The sequence below is a fragment of the Bacillus sp. A01H genome (assembly GCF_045277205.1).
Lineage (GTDB): Bacteria > Bacillota > Bacilli > Bacillales > Bacillaceae_G > Bacillus_A > Bacillus_A paranthracis.
In genome coordinates this window covers 746021-764461 of sequence record NZ_CP117702.1, presented here as the reverse complement: position 1 = coordinate 764461, position 18441 = coordinate 746021, and the positions used below count along the sequence as shown (strand labels likewise).

Genomic DNA, 18441 nt, shown 5'->3' with positions numbered 1-18441 from the left:
GTAATCTCCTCAATTCCTCTTAGTTATTCTCTTTTTTCTCTTGTGTCCCGCAAATAATTGTTTCTAACTTCTCAAAGAGGCGTAACAAATCTTCTCTTTCTTGTAATTCTAAATGTGAGAAATATTTTGCAATGTGCTCATTACGAGCGGTCATTGCCTCTTCTACTCTAGCTTTCCCCTTTTTGGTTAACTCAATGACGACAACACGACGGTCCTCTTTGTCGTGATAACGCTCTACAAGCTCTTGGTCAATTAAGCGATCGATCATCACTGTAATTGCACTAGGCTTTACATACATCTTTTTTGCTAATTTTGTCGCCCTTGAAGCTCCATAATGATCTAAAATCTTTAAAATATAAAACTGCGGTGGTGTAAGTCCTGTTGCTTGCATTTGTTCTAATAACTCCGTCTGCATTTTCTTTCCAATTGAAAAGGCAAGAGCTTGAATTTTATCGATATGCATCATATCATTTGGCATGTTATCCACCTCTTATTTAAACAATAAAATATTTAATGTATTTAAATATTAATCCGACGAATAAAATCCGTCAACGTTTTTATTTATAAAAACGTTTACATTTTTGTCACAAAGTTGTATAATTTTCGACGAAGTTAATATTGACAGTCACGGAGAATCGGAGTACACGGCTATGAATCATAAAAAAGGAAACTTTTTTATATTTCATGGCCTTTTTATATTCTCTCTGACTTACGACACTTCGAATTAATTTGGGGAGGATTTTCATTTTATGTTTTTTACACAATTTTTTAAACCTGCGCCCCACGCGGAACGCTTACCAGCTGACCGCGTTGATAGTGAATACCGTAAACTACGTTTACAAGTATTTTTAGGTATCTTCATCGGCTATGCAGGTTATTACTTTGTTCGAAAAAACTTTTCACTAGCAATGCCATACTTAATTGAACAAGGCTTTAGTAAAGGGGAACTTGGGGTTATCCTTTCAGCAGTTTCTATCGCTTACGGATTAAGTAAATTTCTTATGGGTATCGTATCCGATCGTTGTAATCCTCGCTACTTTTTAGCAGCTGGGCTATTTTTATCAGGTATCATTAATATTATTTTCGGCTCATTTTCTTTCATTACAACGAGCATTATACTTATGTTTGTACTTCAATTTTTAAACGGATGGGTGCAAGGTATGGGATGGCCTCCTTGTGGGCGTACGATGGTTCACTGGTTCTCTATTAGTGAACGTGGTACAAAAATGTCTATTTGGAACGTCGCTCATAATGTCGGCGGCGCACTTATGCCTTCTCTTGTAACATTAGGCCTATATTTCTTTGCAAATGACTGGAAGAGTATATTTTACTTCCCAGGTATTCTTTCAATTTTAGTTGGTATTTATGTATTAATTACGATGAGAGATACACCTCAATCTTGCGGATTACCTTCTATTGAAGAACATACTGGAGAATATCCACCAGATGAGAAAGTACAAGATCGCGAACGCGAACTTTCGGTAAAAGAAATTTTATTTAAATACGTATTAAACAATAAATTTTTATGGTACATCGCTATTGCGAACGTTTTTGTTTATTTCGTACGTTACGGTGTTGTAGACTGGGCTCCTACTTATTTAGTAGAAGAAAAAAGCTTTACTCATAGTAGTTCACGTACAGCCTATGCTCTATATGAATGGGCTGGTATTCCAGGTACACTTCTTTGCGGCTGGATGAGTGATAAACTATTTAAAGGACGCCGTGCACCTGCTGGTATTTTATTTATGGTTGGTGTATTTATCGCCGTTCTTGTGTACTGGCTAAACCCTCCTGGTAACCCAATGGTTGATAGTATCGCACTTGTTGCAATTGGATTTTTAATTTACGGACCTGTTATGTTAATTGGTCTACACGCTCTTGACTTAGCACCAAAGAAAGCGGCTGGAACTGCAGCTGGATTAACTGGCTTCTTCGGTTACTTAGGCGGAGCAGCTTTCGCTAGTGCCGCTATGGGCTTTATCGTCGATGCATTCGGATGGGATGGCGGATTCATCTTATTACTTGTATCTTGTGTACTTGCAATGTTCTTCCTTGCTCTTACTTTAAAGACAGGATCTCCAAAACAAAAGCAAGCTTAAGCACTAATATTATTCTTATCAAAAAAAGAGAGACTGTTCTTTCCAGAACGTCTCTCTTTTTTCTACATATAATACTTTTTTCTTACAAAAGATTTATTTCCCTCTCTTATACATGTTAGCGTTTTCAAAGCGCTTCAACTACTTATATACATGCATCCAATCTCTATATAAAAAGATTTTTGAATATTTTCTCAACTTATGCTTGTCAAACATTGTCAATTTATATTAAAATAACAACAACATACAAAATATTTAGTCTTTTCAGAAAGATGGAGGGATAGCCATGAAGAATCCACTTCTTCGCATTGAAAACTTACAGACTTCCTTTCGCATACAAGATCAATATCATGCCGCAGTTGATGATGTTTCGTTAACTGTCCATGAAAATGAAATTGTCGCGATAGTTGGTGAATCAGGTTGCGGAAAAAGTGCACTTGCCCTTTCCATTATGCGACTGCATAATGAAGCAAATACAAAATTACAAGGGCAGCTTAACTATAGAGATAAGGATTTACTAACGATGTCAGCCGCAGAGATGAATAAAGTACGCGGATCAAACATCGGTATGATTTTCCAAGAACCTCTTACAGCACTCGATCCTCTTATGACAGTTGGAAAACAAATCGAAGAAAATTTAGACTACCACACAAGCCTTTCAAAAGTTGGAAAGAAAGAACGCACCTTAGAACTACTTCATCAAGTTGGTATTCCAAAACCAGAACTTACATATAAACAATACCCACACGAATTATCTGGCGGAATGAGACAAAGAATTGTTATCGCAATTGCAATTGCTTGTAACCCAGCACTTATTATTGCAGATGAGCCAACAACGGCTCTTGACGTAACCATCCAAGCACAAATTTTAGACTTACTAAAATCTATTCAAGAACAAACGAAAATGGGCATTATTTTAATTACTCACGATTTAAGTGTTGTCGCAGAAACAGCCGATCGTATCGTCGTTATGTACGCTGGACAAGTTGTAGAAACAGGAAAAGTTGAAGAGATTTTTAACAACCCTCTTCACCCATATACTCGTTCTCTATTAAACTCCATTCCATCTGCGTATGCTGAAAAAGAAAAATTGCATGTAATTCAAGGGGTGGTTCCTTCGTTAGCGAAGATGCCTCGCACAGGTTGCCGCTTCCAAGCTCGAATTCCATGGATTAGACCTGATCAGCACGAGGAAAATCCAATTTTACATGAAGTAAAACCAGACCACTGGGTGCGTTGTACTTGCTACAAACATTTTAACTTCCAAGATAAGAAAGGAGATGACGTAACTCATGGCACTGCTTAAAGTAGAAGATTTAAAAGTACACTTTCCAATTAAAGGTGGTGTTTTCGGTCGTACATTAGATTACGTTCGTGCTGTTGATGGCGTAAGCTTCGAACTACAACCTGGCGAAACGTACGGAATCGTTGGGGAATCTGGGAGCGGCAAATCAACAACTGGCAAAGCAATTATGCACTTAACAAAAGCAACAGGCGGTAGCATTCATTTTAATAATAGAGATTTAACAAAATTAAGTCGCTCAGAACTAAGAGAACAGCGAAAAGATATTCAGATGATTTTTCAAGATCCTTATTCATCCTTAAACCCGAAGAAACGTGTTATGGATATTATCGCTGAACCACTTCGGAATTTTGAGAAACTCTCACCTGATGAAGAGCGTAGAGCTGTTCAAGATTATCTTGATAAAGTTGGCTTAAATCCAGAGTCTATTTATAAATACCCACATGAATTTTCCGGTGGACAAAGACAGCGGATTGGTATTGCACGCGCACTTACACTAAAGCCGAAGCTTATTATCGCAGATGAACCTGTATCTGCACTTGATGTGTCAGTACAAGCGCAAGTTTTAAACTTCTTACAAGATTTACAATCTGAACTCGGACTAACATACTTATTTATTAGTCATGATTTAGGTGTAATTCGCCATATGTGTGACCGTATCGGTGTTATGTATCGCGGACGCATTGTGGAAGAAGCAACTAGTGCTGAAATTTATAATAACCCACAGCACATCTATACGAAGCGCCTAATATCAGCTATTCCTGATATTCGTCCGGAAAACCGCGAACAACAGCGTAAATTGCGTCGTGAAGTAAGCACTGAGTACGAAAAATCATACGAAAATTATTTCAATGAAAATGGACGTGCTTACGATTTAAAACCAATCTCGCCAACTCACCGGGTGGCATTACCATAAGGGAGTGATAAAACATGTGGAAATTTATATTACGCCGGATTTTAGTTATGATACCGCAATTATTCGTATTAAGCGTACTCGTCTTTACACTTGCTAAAGCAATGCCAGGTGATGCATTAAGTGGCGCTGAACTAGCAAACCCAAAAGCCGATCCAAAAGTAATTGAAGAACAACGTGAGAAACTTGGGTTAAATGATCCTATTCCCACACAATATGTAAGGTGGATTTCAAACGCCGTACAAGGAGATTTCGGTATTTCTTACGCACATAAAATACAAGTAACAGATATTATTGGGGAACGCCTTGGTAATACAGTGCTGTTAGCTCTTCTAATTCTTATTCTTACTTATTTAATCGCCATTCCACTTGGCGTTATAAGTGGGCGTTGGAATGATACGTGGGCTGATCGACTCATTACACTCTATAACTTTTTAGGATTTGGTACACCCCTATTTATTTTCGGATTAGTAATGTTATTCTTATTCGGCTTTTTATACCCGATCTTCCCTACAAGTGGTAGCGTTGATCCACAAGTGGCAGCCGGATCATTTGATTACTATTTAAGTAAATTAAATCATATGATTTTACCAGCTTTATCTGGGGCATTAATTGGCACTGTAGGAACTGTACAATATTTACGAAGTGAAATTATTGATACGAAACATAAAGATTTTGTACGCACAGTAAGAGCAAAAGGTGTACCAGAATCTAAAGTATATTCCAGACATATTTTACGAAATTCATTTTTACCAATTGCAGCATTTTTAGGATATGAAATTACAGGTTTAGTTGGTGGCTCTATTATTCTAGAAAATATTTTCGGCTACCCAGGAATTGGACAACTATTTTTCCAATCTATTACTCAACGTGATTTCAGTGTCGTAACTGCTCTTGTATTATTTACTGGATTCGCAACGCTACTCGGGACTCTTCTTTCCGATATTATTCTAAGCATCGTTGATCCACGTATTCGTATTGATTAATGGAGGTGAAGAAACGTTATGTTAGCAAATCCTGAAAAACAAACTGAAGTCATTCATTACGAAAAGAGCCCTTCTGGTTTCTCCATTATGTGGCGCGAATTTCGTAAAGATAAACTAGCAATGTTTTCCCTATTCTTTTTAGCTTTAATATTAATAGCCGTTTACGCAACTTCATTTATTATGAAACAAGAAGATATCGTTCGAGTCGATCTGTTCGCCATTTATGATCCTCCTTCTGCTGAACATTGGCTAGGAACTGATTATGGAGGCCGTGATATTTTCGGACAATTAATTATTGGTACACGTAATTCCTTTACAGTTGGTTTAGCCATCACTCTTTTATCAACTCTTATCGGTCTTACAATGGGACTAATTGCTGGCTATTTTGGAGGAGTTGTCGATAACATCATCATGCGTTTTATCGACTTTATGATGATTTTACCATTCTTAATGATTGTTATCGTATTTATCTCACTCGTTCCAACTTTCAATATTACTACATTTATTCTCATAATGACCGCTTTCTTATGGGTCGGAAAAGCAAGACTTATACGCTCTAAAGTATTAACTGAGAAAGAACTTGATTACGTATCTGCATCTAAAACGTTAGGAACACCAAATTGGAAGATTATCTTCCAGCAAATATTACCTAATTTAAGTTCTATTATTATCGTAAATATTACATTAAATCTTGCTGGTAACATCGGGATTGAATCTAGTTTGACTTACTTAGGATTTGGTCTACCAGAAAGTACACCAAGTCTTGGTACACTTGTAAGTTATGCAACAAACCCAGATGTATTGCAAGAAAAATGGTGGATTTGGTTACCCGCATCAATCATGATTTTAGTGTTGATGCTGTGTATAAATTTTATTGGTCAAGCGTTAAAGCGTGCGGCTGATGCGAGACAAAGAAAAGGTTAAGGGGTGGAGAAGTTATGAACAAACCAAAATTGTACAAAGTATTAAGTACACTTGCTGCTTCAACATTATTACTATCTGCATGTGGGGGTGCTGATAGCGGTAGCAAAAAAGCAAATACGAAAAAAGTAGAAACAAATAAATTTAGTGCTGCTGTAAAAAATGATGGTAAAGAAATTAAAGACGGATCATTAACTTATGGACTCGTTTCAAATTCACCTTTCGCTGGTGTTTTAAGTAGGGTATTGTATGAAGTTGCTCCAGATTCAGAAATTATGGATTTCTTTGATGAACAATTATTAGCTACAGATAAAAACTGGGAAATTACAAATGATGGTGCTGCAACTTATACAATTTCTGAAGATAAAAAAACAATTACAATTAAGATTAAAGATAATGTAAAATGGCACGATGGTAACCCTTTAACAGCTGAGGATTTAGAATATTCTTACTTAATTATTGGGAATAGCAAATATACAGGTATTCGTTACGATACACAAATGCAAATGATTGAAGGTATGGAAGAATATCACGCTGGAAAAGCTGACAAAATTTCTGGTATTAAAGTAGTCGATCCAAAAACAATTTCTATTACTTATAAAGAAGTAAACCCTTCACTGAAAACTGGTATTTGGACATATCCTACACCTAAAAAATATTTAGGCGATGTACCAATTGAAAAACTAGCTGAATCTGATAAGATCCGTCAAAATCCAATTGGATTCGGACCATTTAAAGTGAAGAAAATCGTTCCTGGTGAATCAGTTGAGTATGAGCGCTTCGATGATTATTGGGCTGGTAAACCAAAGTTAAAAAATGTAACGTTAAAAGTTGTAAATCCATCTATTGTTAGTGCATCTCTGAAAAAAGGTGATATTGATATTGCAGCAATTACTGCTGATCAATATCCGAACGTAAGTAAATTAAAAAATACACAACTAATTGGTAAAACTGACCTTGCTTACACTTATATCGGATTTAAATTTGGACATATGGACAAAGCAAAGAACGAAGCTGTAATGGATAAAGATAAATTCAAAGACGTTCGTTTACGTCAAGCGATGGCACATGCAATTGATAGAGAAAAATTGGCAGAGAAAGTATATCACGGCCTTCGCGTTCCAGCTAACTCTCCAATTCCACCATCTATGCCAAAGTACCATAATAATGATGTTGGTTCATATAACTTAGATGTAGATAAAGCGAAAAAACTATTAGATGAAGCTGGCTATAAAGATAAAAATGGTGATGGATTCCGTGAAGATCCAAAAGGTAATGAATTTAAAATTAACTTCCTAGCTAGTAACGGTAGTGAAACAAGTGAACCACTGGCTAAATTCTATATTCAATCTTGGAAGGATATCGGCTTAAAAGTAGAACTTGTTGATGGACGCTTACATGAATTTAATGCTATGCGTGAAATGATTAAAAAAGATGATCCGAAAGTTGATATTTTCTCTGGTGCTTGGAACACTGGTTCTGATCCTGACCTTTCTGGTCTATGGGGTAAAAATGCTGGTTTTAACTATCAGCGCTGGGTAAATGATGAAAATACGAAGTTATTAGATGCTGGATTATCAGAAAAAGCTACTGATGAAAAATATCGTAAAGAAGTATACGATAAATGGCAAAAATTAATTCATGACGAAGCACCGATGATTCCAATTCATTACACATTTGATTTAACAGGTGTTAATAAGCGCGTAAAAGATTTTGATGTCAATGCTGAAGTGAATCAAATAACTTCACATTGGAAAGACGTTACTGTAACAAGTGAGAAGCCAGAAGTAGAAAAATAATCATAAAAATAGCTCCTAGCATCTATATACATGCCAGGAGCTATTTTTTATTTACAACCTTTTTAGTGCTATTAATAACAACCAATTCCTTCCCCACTCTAAAATTAAAAGATTTGATGAATCATCTTTATTACAACAGCTAATGTAACAGATGCAGCAAATCCCCCTAAACAAATAAGACCGACACCTTGGCTATATGATAAATTTTGAAGTGCTTTCATCTTTTTCATCCTCCCTATCTCCCCTTCGTTATTTTTATTTTACCAATGGAATAATTTTCATAACATCGATTTTTCTGACAAAAAACTTACAAATTTGTAAGTTAATATTTTCTAAAACTTATGTATCTATTATGTCCACACTCGCCCCTTTTATACGTCAAAAAAGACCTCGAATTATATCAAGGTCTTGCTTACACTACAAAATATTTCACTCAATTTATTTAATAATCATCACCGGACATTTCACACGCTTTGCTATTTTATGACTGACACTACCAAGCACCATTTCTTGCAGTGTATTTAGCCCTCTACTCCCAGCAATAACAAGATCTATATCTCCTGTATTCACATATTGAACAATCGTATCTCCTGGATCGCCATGTAATATCGTAATTTTATAAGAAATGTTCTCTTTCTTTAATAACCCTTCAATCTCTTTCAATTTATCTTTTCGACTAGCCGATATTGTTTCTAAATCCGTTTGACCTTGTATAATATCTGATTTTGCTGTTCTATTATCTACTACGTACACAACTTCAACATTTGCTTCTTCACTACATTTCGCAATATATGTTGCATGTTCCGCTGCTCGAAGTGCATGTTCAGAACCGTCACATGCTAATATAATTTGTTTGTACATATGCTGAATCCCCTTTTCGTTATCCTACTCATATTATATAGTAAAGCCTCCTAAAAAGGAGGCTTCTAACTAGCAATTCTTTTATTATAAGTAGCTAAATTTTTAACAAGTTTTGCACTACGTTCATTTAATCCCGTTATACTTACTTTCACGCCACTTTGTTCATACTTCATGATAACTTTATCAATTGATGCCACTGCTGAATCATCCCATACATGTGCATGAGTAAAATTCATCTCAATTTCTTTTACATCTTCATCAAATGAAAAAGCATTTATAAAGTCTGCCGTAGACGCAAAGAAAAGTTGACCGTGAATTTCGTATATTTTCTTATTTTCAATATATAAATGTTTCACGTGAATCTTTGCCATATTGAATGCAAATAAAACCGCACTAATTACTGTTCCGATAATTACACCTAATGCTAAATTATGTGTAATTAAGACAACCACAACTGTTACGATCATAACAAATGCATTCCCTTTTGGTACTTTATGAATCGTTGTTACAGAGTTCCAATCAAATGTTCCGATTGAAACCATAATCATAACTGCAACTAAAGCTGCCATCGGAATATGAACAACATAGTCCCCTAAAACGAATAGTAATACGATTAAAAATCCGCCCGCTACAAACGTCGATAAACGACCGCGTCCACCTGATTTAATATTAATAACAGATTGTCCAATCATTGCACATCCTGCCATTCCTCCGAAGAAACCAGCAACAATGTTTGCAATACCTTGCCCACGTGCTTCTTTATGTTTATTACTTTCCGTATGCGTCATATCATCTAAAACTGAAGCTGTTAATAAAGACTCTAGTAAACCGATAATTGCAAGCATAACTGCGTACGGTAAAATAATCCCTAATGTCTCAAGTGTAAAAGGCACGTCTGGAATACTAAAGAACGGTAATTCTTTCGGCAAACTTCCCATATCCCCTACTGTTTTTAACTGTAATCCGCTCATAATTGCAATACTTGTCACAATAATAATGGAAATAAGTGTCGATGGGACAGCCGTCGTAATACGTGGAAATACATATATAATTACAAGTCCTAATGCGACAAGCGCGTACATTTGCCAAGTTGCATTTTTAAAATGTGGCAATTGTGCTGTAAAAACTAAAATTCCAAGTGAATTTAAAAAACCACTCATAACAGATTTCGGAACAAACTTCATAAATGAGCTCAGTTTGAACACGCCAAAAATAATTTGGACAATACCTGTTAATATTGTTGTAGCAAATAAATATTGCAAACCATGATCTTTAACAAGCGTTACCATTAACAATGCCATTGCACCTGTTGCAGCTGAAATCATTCCAGTTCGTCCACCAACAAATGAAATGGTAACGGCAATACAAAAGGCTGCGTACAACCCAACGGTCGGATCCACGCCTGCAATAACAGAGAAAGCAATTGCTTCAGGGATTAACGCTAAAGCAACAACTATTCCTGATAGCACATCCCCTTTCACGTTGGAGAACCAATCATTTTTTATCGTCTGAAACAAAATACCACTCCTCTACTCTTTTACCCCGCTATTTGCCGGGCAGTAAGACCCTACCTCAAAATTCAGCGACAACAAAGAAGTGAGGTGGGGATCAACTGCCCATAAAAGCTCGATTGGTGAAGGCTAATAATCATTGGGAGATGAACAACCACTGATTAAAGTTTCACTTTATCATTCGATTTTCTCCATAAGAAAATCTAGCCGACTGCACGAAGGCTATTATATAACGAGTAGAGGATTTTGCGCTATGTAAAAGTTTCCTAAAAAAGACGCTACCTTCATAGCGTCTTCTCTCATTTCATTAATGTCCACCGTGCCCTTGACCACTTTCCTGAACAAATTCTAACCTCTCATCTAGTATTCCTTGCGTTTCAAATGAAATATTTTCAGTATTCCCTAATAAGAATCCATGATTGTACGGGCCAAGTGTTGGGTCATCTTTAAACTTCGGTTGAATAGTAGCAAGGAAATCATACACTGGTTGTGAAGCTTTTCCTTCCTCTAATAAGATAACGGGGGCATGTTTACCCATATGTGAAAATGGTGCTCCTGCAACTGCTAAGTCTGGTGTTTTGCTTGAAACAAATGATACACCGTGACCTGGTTTTGTGAACCCCCATCCAAATTTTGCTTTTTCATCTTTAAACTTTGCAAATGCAATAGAATTCTCTACTGGAGTCTCTCCACTAATACGCGTTACTTTCCCGTATTTGCTTAACTCTTTTTCTACTTCTTTTGAAATGATTTTTTCTGGTCCTAGTACATATATATTTGCTTTATCTTTTCGCATCTTTAATGCCTCTATCGTCGCTTCTGGCACTTTATTCTTTTCTGTATAAAGTAGTGGTTCTGGCATATGAGAAATCCAGTTTACAGCTGGTGTTGTATATAAACGCCCTTCCTCTTCGGATGAGCCGATAATAACACTATTCGGATAACTACCTGTTATATCCGCATACTCTTTATCAACATCTTTTGCAAATGTAGCTGGATCCGTTTCTTTTATTTGCTTTACTTTATACTCTTTTAATTGCTCAAGGATAGATGCATCGACATCCCCCATCACCATAATTTGTGTTCCATCTTTCGTTCCGAGCGGATTTAATCGTTTTATTTCTTTTAATGTCATTTCGGGTACCTTTTCTTTTTCTATAAATAGAATCGGTCCGTTATTCGGATGATGAATAAGGTCTGCACTTGCAATACCTAATTGCCAGTCTTTTACTGGTACTAAAATAACAGCGCCTGGCTGATTCTCTTTATGTGTTGCTGGCCATATCGTCTGCGAAGTTAATACTGCCATTTGAAGAGGATCATTTGTGTTTAATCTCGTTACATTTTTTAAACTTGTCGTTAATAAATCATTTGATGCACCCTGATTCATTTCTTTCGGCGCAGTTACCTCCTGATTCATTTTCATTTCCTTCTGCTCTGTTTTCTTCTCTTCTTTAGATTCATGATTTTTATGATCTGTATTTGTTTGTCCACATGCCGCAAGACCAACTGCTGTAATTATTGTTATCCCAAAAACTCGGGTCATCTTTTTCACTATACCGCCTCCGTATAAATCATTTTCGAGCCAATATGATTACCTAAAATGGAATTTCAACTTTACAATAACAAGCAATTCTGAAGAAATTATGCAGACGCATTACAATCTGCACCATTTCTTCATGATTTTGCATTACAATTTAAGTAAAGATTACATATGGAGGGCTCTCTATGATTGATATACTGCTCGTAGACGATGAACCGAGAATGCTTGAATTATTAACGCTTTATCTTACTCCAATTGGATATAACTGCATATGTGCACGATCAGGAGAAGAAGCGATTTCACATATAGAAAATCAAAACTTTAAATTTATTTTACTGGATATTATGATGCCAAAGATGGACGGATGGGAAACGTGTAAAAAAATCCGCTCATTTAGTAACGTTCCTATCATTATGGTAACAGCTCGTGATCAAACGGTAGATGTCGTCCAAGGATTAAAAATCGGAGCAGATGATTACGTAACGAAACCTTTCCATGAAGAAGAGCTTTTCGCGAGAATTGAAGCTGTTTTAAGGCGAACGAATCAACGGACGCAAATCCAATATCACGGCATTTTATGGGATGAGGCAAAGCATTTCGTTTCTGTCTATAACGAAGAACTTCTTCTTACACCAATTGAATTCTCTTTACTCGGATTATTTTTACGTCATGTGAACTATGTATTGAACCGTGATCAGCTCATTGAACGAATTTGGGGATTAAATACAAATACAGAAGATAGAACTGTCGATTCACATATTCGTAATTTGCGTGATAAATTACGAAAAGTAAATTTCCCTATTGATGATCATTTAAAAACTGTGTACGGAGTTGGCTATCGATGGGTTGATACTTTAGATTAAGGAGCAAAGCAATGAAGCGAATTTCTATTCAGCTCGGATTTTATTTTTTGATTGTTACACTTTTAATCGAAAGTGTTCTATTTGTCTCGCTTTATTATAGTCTTGTCAACAATAGAGTAAATGAAGAAATGACAGCTTTATTAAAGCGCGGAAATAGTCACAGAGATGTCCTTGAAAAGTATTTTGATAAGCAAACAATCTCTCATGTTGCACTAATGGAATCCGAAGCCGAAACCACTGTTGTTATTACAAATGCAAATAAAGATGTACTAGCTAAATCCAATGAAATAAATACTACTATAAAAAGGCATATTGAAAAGATGCAAACGCGGACAGATCATGACGGAGCAATTATAGAGAATCATTGGAAAACATCTAATTATATATGTACAGTTAGTCCAATTATAGTCGCAGGAAAAACGGAAGGCTACGTATATATGTTTCTTGGAACGGCATCAATAGAAGAAATGGTGAATGGACTAACAAGACAATTTATTATTGCTGGAGGCATTACTTTTCTATTAACAGCCATCACCATCTTTCTATTATCACGTTTGTTAACAAAACCATTGTTACACATGAAACATGCCACTGAAAAAATGAGTAAAGGAGATTTATCAGTTTCATTAACGACTACTCGAAATGATGAAATTGGTGAACTAGCATCATCTATTCAAACACTCGCAAATGATTTACATTATATGAAAACAGAGCGAAGTGAATTTCTGGCAAGTGTTGCTCATGAATTACGAACACCATTAACATACGTAAGAGGTTATGCTGACATTGCTTCAAAAGAAGCAACATCTCCTGAGCAACGTTTGCGGTATTTATCTATTATAAAAGATGAGTCTGATTACATCACAAACTTAGTTCAAGATTTGTTCTCCCTTGCACAAATGGAACAACATAACTTTTCTATTCAAGTAAAGGAAGTGCATTTACACACCTTCCTTACGCGTATATGTGAAAAAGTAAACGCCATGTATAAAGAAAGGTACATTACAGTTTCTTTCTCTTGTCCTCCTACACTGCTAGTAAACTTAGATGAACAACGATTCGAACAAGTTGTGGTGAATATTTTAAATAACGCTTATAGACATTCAAAAGAGCATTCTCATATAAACATTTCTGTTACAGAAGAACATAAAAGTATTTCCATTGCAATTGAAGATGAAGGCGAAGGTATTCCGCTTGAAGACCTCCCTCACATTTTCGACCGCTTTTATCGAGTTGATAAAGCGAGATCACGAGCTACAGGCGGAACTGGTTTAGGATTATCTATCGTGAAAGAAATTGTAGAGCTGCACGGTGGGAATATTACTGTAACGAGCGAAGTTGATCACGGATCTTGCTTTATTATTTCATTGCCATCTATACAAAAACACGACTACCATCAGTAGTCGTGTTTCTTTATCATTTTACTTTATAATATAAGTTTACAAATTGCCCAAAACGTTTCGTATCCGTTAAAGTTAAATGAATTTCTGGGTTCTTGTCTTGAAATAACGGAACTCCAGAACCTAATATATGCGGTGTAATCGTAACAACATATTCATCAATTAGATTATTCTTAAAGAACTCTCTCAGTAGACTCCCTCCACCGACCATCCATATTTTAGATCCTTCTTGCTCTTTCAACCTTTTTGTAAACTCCACTACATCTTCATTTACAAACTCCACGTGTTCGTTCGAACCTTTTTCTGAGTTAGAGAAAACATAACATTTTTTATCTACATACGGGAATGTTTCCATATGCTCTACTACATAATCGTACGTTCTTTTTCCCATGATTATCGTATCAATTGTTTCATACATTTCTGTATAACCGTTATCTCCCTCTCCTTCTGTTTCCATTAACCACTCTAAATCATCATTTTCTTTCGCAATATATCCATCTAAGCTCGCCGCAATAAATAAAACTATTTCACGTGACATATCTTTTCCTCCTTGCATCTCATCTTGATAATCATCTTGATAACATATGATGTAAACAATATACTAACAATAAAACATGACAATTTATGTCATGTTAAAAAGAAAAAAGGTGATACATTTGTCAAAAGCTAAACGCTTATTAGATATTCTTATATTTGCTTCTGCCAAAAAGACATTTACAGCGCAAGAAATAGCTGATGAATTTAATATCTCCGTTCGTACTGTCCATAGATACATTTTAGATTTAAGTGATATGGGGTTGCCCATTTACGCAGAACAAGGTCGTAACGGCGGCTATAAAGTATTAACGAATAGAGTCATTCCACCTATCTTATTTACGGAAGAAGAAGCAGTCTCCATCTTTTTTGCTTTTCAATCTTTAAGTTACTATCGAGACTTGCCTTTTAACACAGAAATCAATTCCGTTACACATAAACTGTATAGCTCCCTACAACATGATGCGAAAGTGAAAGTTGATAAAATACGTTCTTACATCGCCTTTTGGAATCCGAAGCGTACAATTGATACACCTCTTTTAAACGAAGTACTAACTGCGGCTATTGAAAATAAAAATTTACAATTTCAATATGAATCTAAATCGGGGATAAAAACAAAACATGTTCATCCTATCGGTGTATATGCTCATGACGGACTATGGTACTTACCATCCTATGACTTCAGTAGAAAAAAAGTATTACTGTATCGCGTTGATCGTATTCTTTCTATATTATCAACGGAAAAAAATGAAAGTACATTCATGAATTTAGCAGAATGGTTTGACTCTAGCTCTAACGTCGTACACATTCCTACGCAGTTACATGTTTTACTGACAAAAGAAGGTGTGCGCCAATGTAAAAGCGTGCCTTACCTTGAAGAATTCGTTGTAGTAAACGAGGACGGGACAGGATATATACATTCAACAATTGATAAAGGTGAAATAAACTTTATTATCCCTTTATTTTATAGACTTGGAAAAGATGCAAAAGTGTTAGAACCGAAAGAATTAATAGATGGTTTACGTATACGTGCGAAAGAAATTTTACATATGTATGAAGACGAAAAAAGCTGCTAGATGTAAGCAGCTTTTTAGTCTCTTTGTTACTATTGACGAATATCAATCCACCAACGATGTTTCGCATTCATATTTTCAGTGTCGCCAGTTCCTCTGTAATTGAAAGCATCCAAAAAGATTGAATCTAGTTTATCCTCATCTACAAAATAACCTAAGTTAACCTTCACCGTTTCTCCTGGTCGGATACTACCAATATTGTAGAAGCTTTTTCCATCTCCATGAGGCTCTAAATAATCAACTTCGCCTGTCATAATATTTTTTTCTGCGATTCCATCTTCTTTAGCGTAGTTCCATGCATTACCTTCAAATTTAAGCTGTTTTATAGATGGATGCATATAGATTTCTTCTGTCGACTTTTTACCAATATTTTTTACTGTTGTTTTTAAGTAAACAAACTTAGGATTAATTAATTTTGTTTCTACTAATTTATGAATTGAATCTTTACCATTTCCAAGTTTATATACATCGCGTCTATATGGTATCAATTGTCCCTCTTGATCCAAAGCTTGATTCTTGCTTAATATCTCTAGGCCAAGTTCATTAAAGTTCTCTTGTTTAAAATCTTTGATTGAATCAAAGACTTCAACTTTTTCTATCACATATTCAATTTGGCTGTTATCCATAGATATCGTTACTGGAACCTTTTGCCCTATATGAAATAGTCGTTTGCTATCCTTCTTCAAAGGAATTACCTTAGTTGTTTTACTTTCTTGGCTAAAATACTTTTTATCATAATCGCTTATATATGATGACTTTTCTTTTGACGTGGGCTCAAGTGAAATGCTCCCTAGCACATCTATCATTTGTTCTTCGTTTATATCATTTCCAATATAACTTTGTAACATAATTCCTTCTTCCTCAAAATAGAGAAAAATTACTCTATTAAACATTAAATCTTTATTACCATTTTCTCTATGAACAATTACTGCCTTCTTACCATTTATCTCTTTTTCTTCATAACTTTTCGAGTACAGAGTTGGAAAATCTGAATTCCCTCCTACTCTCCAAAGAACGAATGAAAATCCCCCCATTGCGTAGTTATCTTTAAATGAATATTTCATAGCACTATCATCAATTGCTTCCATATTTTCTGGCAATTTACCTATTTTCAACTTATACCACTTATCACTCTTTTTTGAGTCCTTGTTTGATACCGAAACATTTACTTCGTAATTTTGTTTTTGGACAATCATATTATAGACTTTCACTGCACCAAAAACGGTTGTCGGCATACCAATCAATAAGCAAGCAGCAGCGATTAACATACGATGTTTTTTACGCTTTTTCTGTGGCTTCTCGTCTTTCAGCTTCATTTCTTCCATAAACAATTTCTTTTTGCGCGTATATGTATGTGAAAATTCATGTTGTTCTTCGAGTTTATCAAAATCATCTAAAGCAATTTTTTCAGCAAGTTCATATATTTCTTTGGAGTTCTTTGAATTCGTCATGTTGTATACCTCCTATCATATTTTGGACTCTTTTTCGAGCACGCTCAAACTGCTTTCGGACATTAGCCTCCGTTATCCCCATGACGCTTGAAATTTCTTGATACGTTAAGTTATAGAAGACTTTATACTTAAACACCTGTTTGTTAGATTCATTTAACTCTTTTAACAATGCATCAATTTGAACCTCGGACATTACACGTTTTTCCCACTCTTCAATATTTTCATCTACTGCTTCTGCTGATTCTCTTTCATATTCTTCTAAAAATGTTTCATGTCGTCTATTTTTCCGGTAGCTATCAATCGCCTTGTTTTTCGCAACCCTCAAAATGTATCGTTTAAGCTCTTCAGTACTCAAGCTATGGAGCTTTTCCAAGTTCTTATAAAGAGTAATAAACGTCTCTTGAACTGCATCTTCTGCCTGCTGAATATTATTTAAAATAGAATAAGCTACATAATAAATCTTTTGTTCATACAACTCATATAGCTCTTCCATCTTTTCATAATCGTTGTTTGTAACTTTCATATAATTCCTCCTCTCACTCTATATAACGAATGAGCACCATACTTTGTGACACTGCAAAATCTTTTTATAGATAAAATTTAATAATAGAATAAACAAAAGCCCAATTTCTCTATTTTAACTGAGAAATTGGGCTTTTGTTTATTAGAATTTTCCTGAAAACTTCTTTAAAACATCCCTCTTACACTTTTTCATTAAGCAGTATTTGCTCTATCGCCCCTTTTAATAAGCGCTTAGTCTCTTCAAAATTATGATTCTGCTTTTCTCCCGATTGTACCGTATAAAATTCAGCAAACGAGCGCTCTTTATATCTTGGTACGACATGCATATGGTAATGTGTTAACTCGTTAAATACTCCACCATTTTGACAAACTGTAACTCCATCTGGTTTATATAATGCCTTAATCGCTTTTGCAATAAGCTTAGAAGCATCCATAATGGATTTTGCTACAACATCATCTAATTCATCTACTTCTACAACATGCTGTTTTGGCACAATTAAAGTATGGCCTGGATAGAAAGGTTCATGATCTAAAAAACATGTTACATACTCATCTTCGTATACTCTATATATTTTTTCCTCCTCGTTTGCTAATTTACATCCTAAACAATCCATTACACTTTCTCCTCTCTCTAAAACAGAAAAACGTGAGAGCCGTATTCTCAC

Annotated in this window: 18 protein-coding genes; 9 read left to right on the top strand and 9 right to left on the bottom strand. The window is 35.4% G+C overall.

Annotated elements, in window-relative coordinates; all coding sequences use genetic code 11:
- Positions 1-19: 19 nt before the first annotated feature.
- Positions 20-478: a MarR family winged helix-turn-helix transcriptional regulator gene (locus PSR14_RS04055; RefSeq protein WP_001132356.1), complete on the bottom strand. Its 459-nt coding sequence runs from the start codon at positions 476-478 to the stop codon at positions 20-22.
- 271 nt (positions 479-749) lie between these two features.
- Between PSR14_RS04055 and glpT the strand changes: the two genes are divergently transcribed.
- From glpT to opp4A, 6 genes are all read left to right on the top strand, one after another.
- Entirely contained in the window at positions 750-2099 is a 1350-nt protein-coding gene (gene glpT / locus PSR14_RS04050; protein WP_000466370.1) for a glycerol-3-phosphate transporter, read from the top strand.
- Positions 2100-2382: 283 nt separating this feature from the next.
- Entirely contained in the window at positions 2383-3402 is a 1020-nt protein-coding gene (locus PSR14_RS04045; RefSeq protein ID WP_074544143.1) for an ABC transporter ATP-binding protein, read from the top strand.
- Positions 3389-4315, top strand: a complete 927-nt coding sequence (locus PSR14_RS04040; RefSeq protein ID WP_001196380.1) for an ABC transporter ATP-binding protein — start codon at positions 3389-3391, stop codon at positions 4313-4315. The genes PSR14_RS04045 and PSR14_RS04040 overlap by 14 nt, the downstream gene beginning before the upstream one ends.
- 14 nt (positions 4316-4329) lie before the next feature.
- Complete coding sequence (gene opp4B, locus PSR14_RS04035; protein ID WP_000265446.1) at positions 4330-5298, top strand: oligopeptide ABC transporter permease; 969 nt, start codon at positions 4330-4332, stop codon at positions 5296-5298.
- Positions 5299-5316: 18 nt separating this feature from the next.
- Entirely contained in the window at positions 5317-6222 is a 906-nt protein-coding gene (locus tag PSR14_RS04030) for an ABC transporter permease (RefSeq protein WP_000880731.1), read from the top strand.
- Positions 6223-6236: 14 nt separating this feature from the next.
- Positions 6237-8018 carry an oligopeptide ABC transporter substrate-binding protein gene (gene opp4A / locus PSR14_RS04025; RefSeq protein ID WP_098487514.1) on the top strand — a complete coding sequence of 594 codons (1782 nt, stop codon included), beginning with the start codon at positions 6237-6239 and terminating at the stop codon, positions 8016-8018.
- Between the two features lie 104 nt (positions 8019-8122).
- Here opp4A and PSR14_RS04020 read toward each other — a convergent pair whose 3' ends face one another.
- The 4 genes from PSR14_RS04020 to PSR14_RS04005 form a co-directional block, all read right to left on the bottom strand.
- The gene (locus tag PSR14_RS04020; RefSeq protein WP_000738299.1) at positions 8123-8248 is read right to left on the bottom strand and encodes a DUF4027 family protein; all 126 of its coding nucleotides are present in this window, start codon (positions 8246-8248) and stop codon (positions 8123-8125) included.
- A gap of 208 nt (positions 8249-8456) precedes the next feature.
- Entirely contained in the window at positions 8457-8879 is a 423-nt protein-coding gene (locus PSR14_RS04015) for a universal stress protein (RefSeq protein WP_048558052.1), read from the bottom strand.
- Between the two features lie 65 nt (positions 8880-8944).
- On the bottom strand, positions 8945-10396 hold the full coding sequence (locus PSR14_RS04010) for a SulP family inorganic anion transporter (protein WP_098487513.1): 1452 nt from the start codon (positions 10394-10396) through the stop codon (positions 8945-8947).
- A 301-nt stretch (positions 10397-10697) separates the two neighbouring features.
- Positions 10698-11945, bottom strand: a complete 1248-nt coding sequence (locus PSR14_RS04005; RefSeq protein ID WP_098487512.1) for a cell wall-binding repeat-containing protein — start codon at positions 11943-11945, stop codon at positions 10698-10700.
- A 173-nt stretch (positions 11946-12118) separates the two neighbouring features.
- On the opposite strand from PSR14_RS04005, the gene PSR14_RS04000 reads away from it, so the two are divergent.
- Positions 12119-12796: a response regulator transcription factor gene (locus PSR14_RS04000; RefSeq protein WP_000565459.1), complete on the top strand. Its 678-nt coding sequence runs from the start codon at positions 12119-12121 to the stop codon at positions 12794-12796.
- Positions 12797-12807: 11 nt separating this feature from the next.
- Positions 12808-14199 carry a HAMP domain-containing sensor histidine kinase gene (locus PSR14_RS03995; RefSeq protein WP_098487511.1) on the top strand — a complete coding sequence of 464 codons (1392 nt, stop codon included), beginning with the start codon at positions 12808-12810 and terminating at the stop codon, positions 14197-14199.
- A gap of 13 nt (positions 14200-14212) precedes the next feature.
- Here the strand turns inward: PSR14_RS03995 and PSR14_RS03990 are convergent, their stop codons facing one another.
- Positions 14213-14734, bottom strand: coding sequence for a dihydrofolate reductase family protein (locus tag PSR14_RS03990; RefSeq protein ID WP_000085793.1), 522 nt, complete (start codon positions 14732-14734; stop codon positions 14213-14215).
- 76 nt (positions 14735-14810) lie between these two features.
- Here PSR14_RS03990 and PSR14_RS03985 point away from each other — a divergent pair, with 76 nt between their 5' ends.
- Positions 14811-15806, top strand: coding sequence for a YafY family protein (locus PSR14_RS03985; RefSeq protein ID WP_001996681.1), 996 nt, complete (start codon positions 14811-14813; stop codon positions 15804-15806).
- Between the two features lie 29 nt (positions 15807-15835).
- On the opposite strand, the gene PSR14_RS03980 is transcribed toward PSR14_RS03985, so the two are convergent.
- From PSR14_RS03980 to PSR14_RS03970, 3 genes are all read right to left on the bottom strand, one after another.
- A complete protein-coding gene (locus tag PSR14_RS03980) occupies positions 15836-17254 on the bottom strand; it encodes an ECF-type sigma factor negative effector (protein WP_000185094.1) in 1419 nt (472 codons plus the stop codon).
- Complete coding sequence (locus PSR14_RS03975; RefSeq protein WP_000869279.1) at positions 17220-17777, bottom strand: RNA polymerase sigma factor; 558 nt, start codon at positions 17775-17777, stop codon at positions 17220-17222. Before PSR14_RS03975 ends, PSR14_RS03980 begins: the two co-directional genes overlap by 35 nt.
- A gap of 178 nt (positions 17778-17955) precedes the next feature.
- The gene (locus PSR14_RS03970; protein ID WP_095842532.1) at positions 17956-18390 is read right to left on the bottom strand and encodes an HIT family protein; all 435 of its coding nucleotides are present in this window, start codon (positions 18388-18390) and stop codon (positions 17956-17958) included.
- Positions 18391-18441 lie beyond the last annotated feature (51 nt).

Coding starts and splice junctions, on each gene's coding strand:
- glpT (WP_000466370.1), top strand. CDS start 750: ATGTTTTTTACACAATTTTTTAAACCTGCGCCCCACGCGGAACGCTTA.
- PSR14_RS03985 (WP_001996681.1), top strand. CDS start 14,811: ATGACAATTTATGTCATGTTAAAAAGAAAAAAGGTGATACATTTGTCA.
- PSR14_RS03975 (WP_000869279.1), bottom strand. CDS start 17,777: ATGAAAGTTACAAACAACGATTATGAAAAGATGGAAGAGCTATATGAG.
- PSR14_RS03990 (WP_000085793.1), bottom strand. CDS start 14,734: ATGTCACGTGAAATAGTTTTATTTATTGCGGCGAGCTTAGATGGATAT.
- PSR14_RS04055 (WP_001132356.1), bottom strand. CDS start 478: ATGCCAAATGATATGATGCATATCGATAAAATTCAAGCTCTTGCCTTT.
- PSR14_RS04020 (WP_000738299.1), bottom strand. CDS start 8,248: ATGAAAAAGATGAAAGCACTTCAAAATTTATCATATAGCCAAGGTGTC.
- PSR14_RS04040 (WP_001196380.1), top strand. CDS start 3,389: ATGGCACTGCTTAAAGTAGAAGATTTAAAAGTACACTTTCCAATTAAA.
- opp4A (WP_098487514.1), top strand. CDS start 6,237: ATGAACAAACCAAAATTGTACAAAGTATTAAGTACACTTGCTGCTTCA.
- opp4B (WP_000265446.1), top strand. CDS start 4,330: ATGTGGAAATTTATATTACGCCGGATTTTAGTTATGATACCGCAATTA.
- PSR14_RS03970 (WP_095842532.1), bottom strand. CDS start 18,390: ATGGATTGTTTAGGATGTAAATTAGCAAACGAGGAGGAAAAAATATAT.
- PSR14_RS04030 (WP_000880731.1), top strand. CDS start 5,317: ATGTTAGCAAATCCTGAAAAACAAACTGAAGTCATTCATTACGAAAAG.
- PSR14_RS03995 (WP_098487511.1), top strand. CDS start 12,808: ATGAAGCGAATTTCTATTCAGCTCGGATTTTATTTTTTGATTGTTACA.
- PSR14_RS04045 (WP_074544143.1), top strand. CDS start 2,383: ATGAAGAATCCACTTCTTCGCATTGAAAACTTACAGACTTCCTTTCGC.
- PSR14_RS04000 (WP_000565459.1), top strand. CDS start 12,119: ATGATTGATATACTGCTCGTAGACGATGAACCGAGAATGCTTGAATTA.
- PSR14_RS04015 (WP_048558052.1), bottom strand. CDS start 8,879: ATGTACAAACAAATTATATTAGCATGTGACGGTTCTGAACATGCACTT.
- PSR14_RS03980 (WP_000185094.1), bottom strand. CDS start 17,254: ATGACGAATTCAAAGAACTCCAAAGAAATATATGAACTTGCTGAAAAA.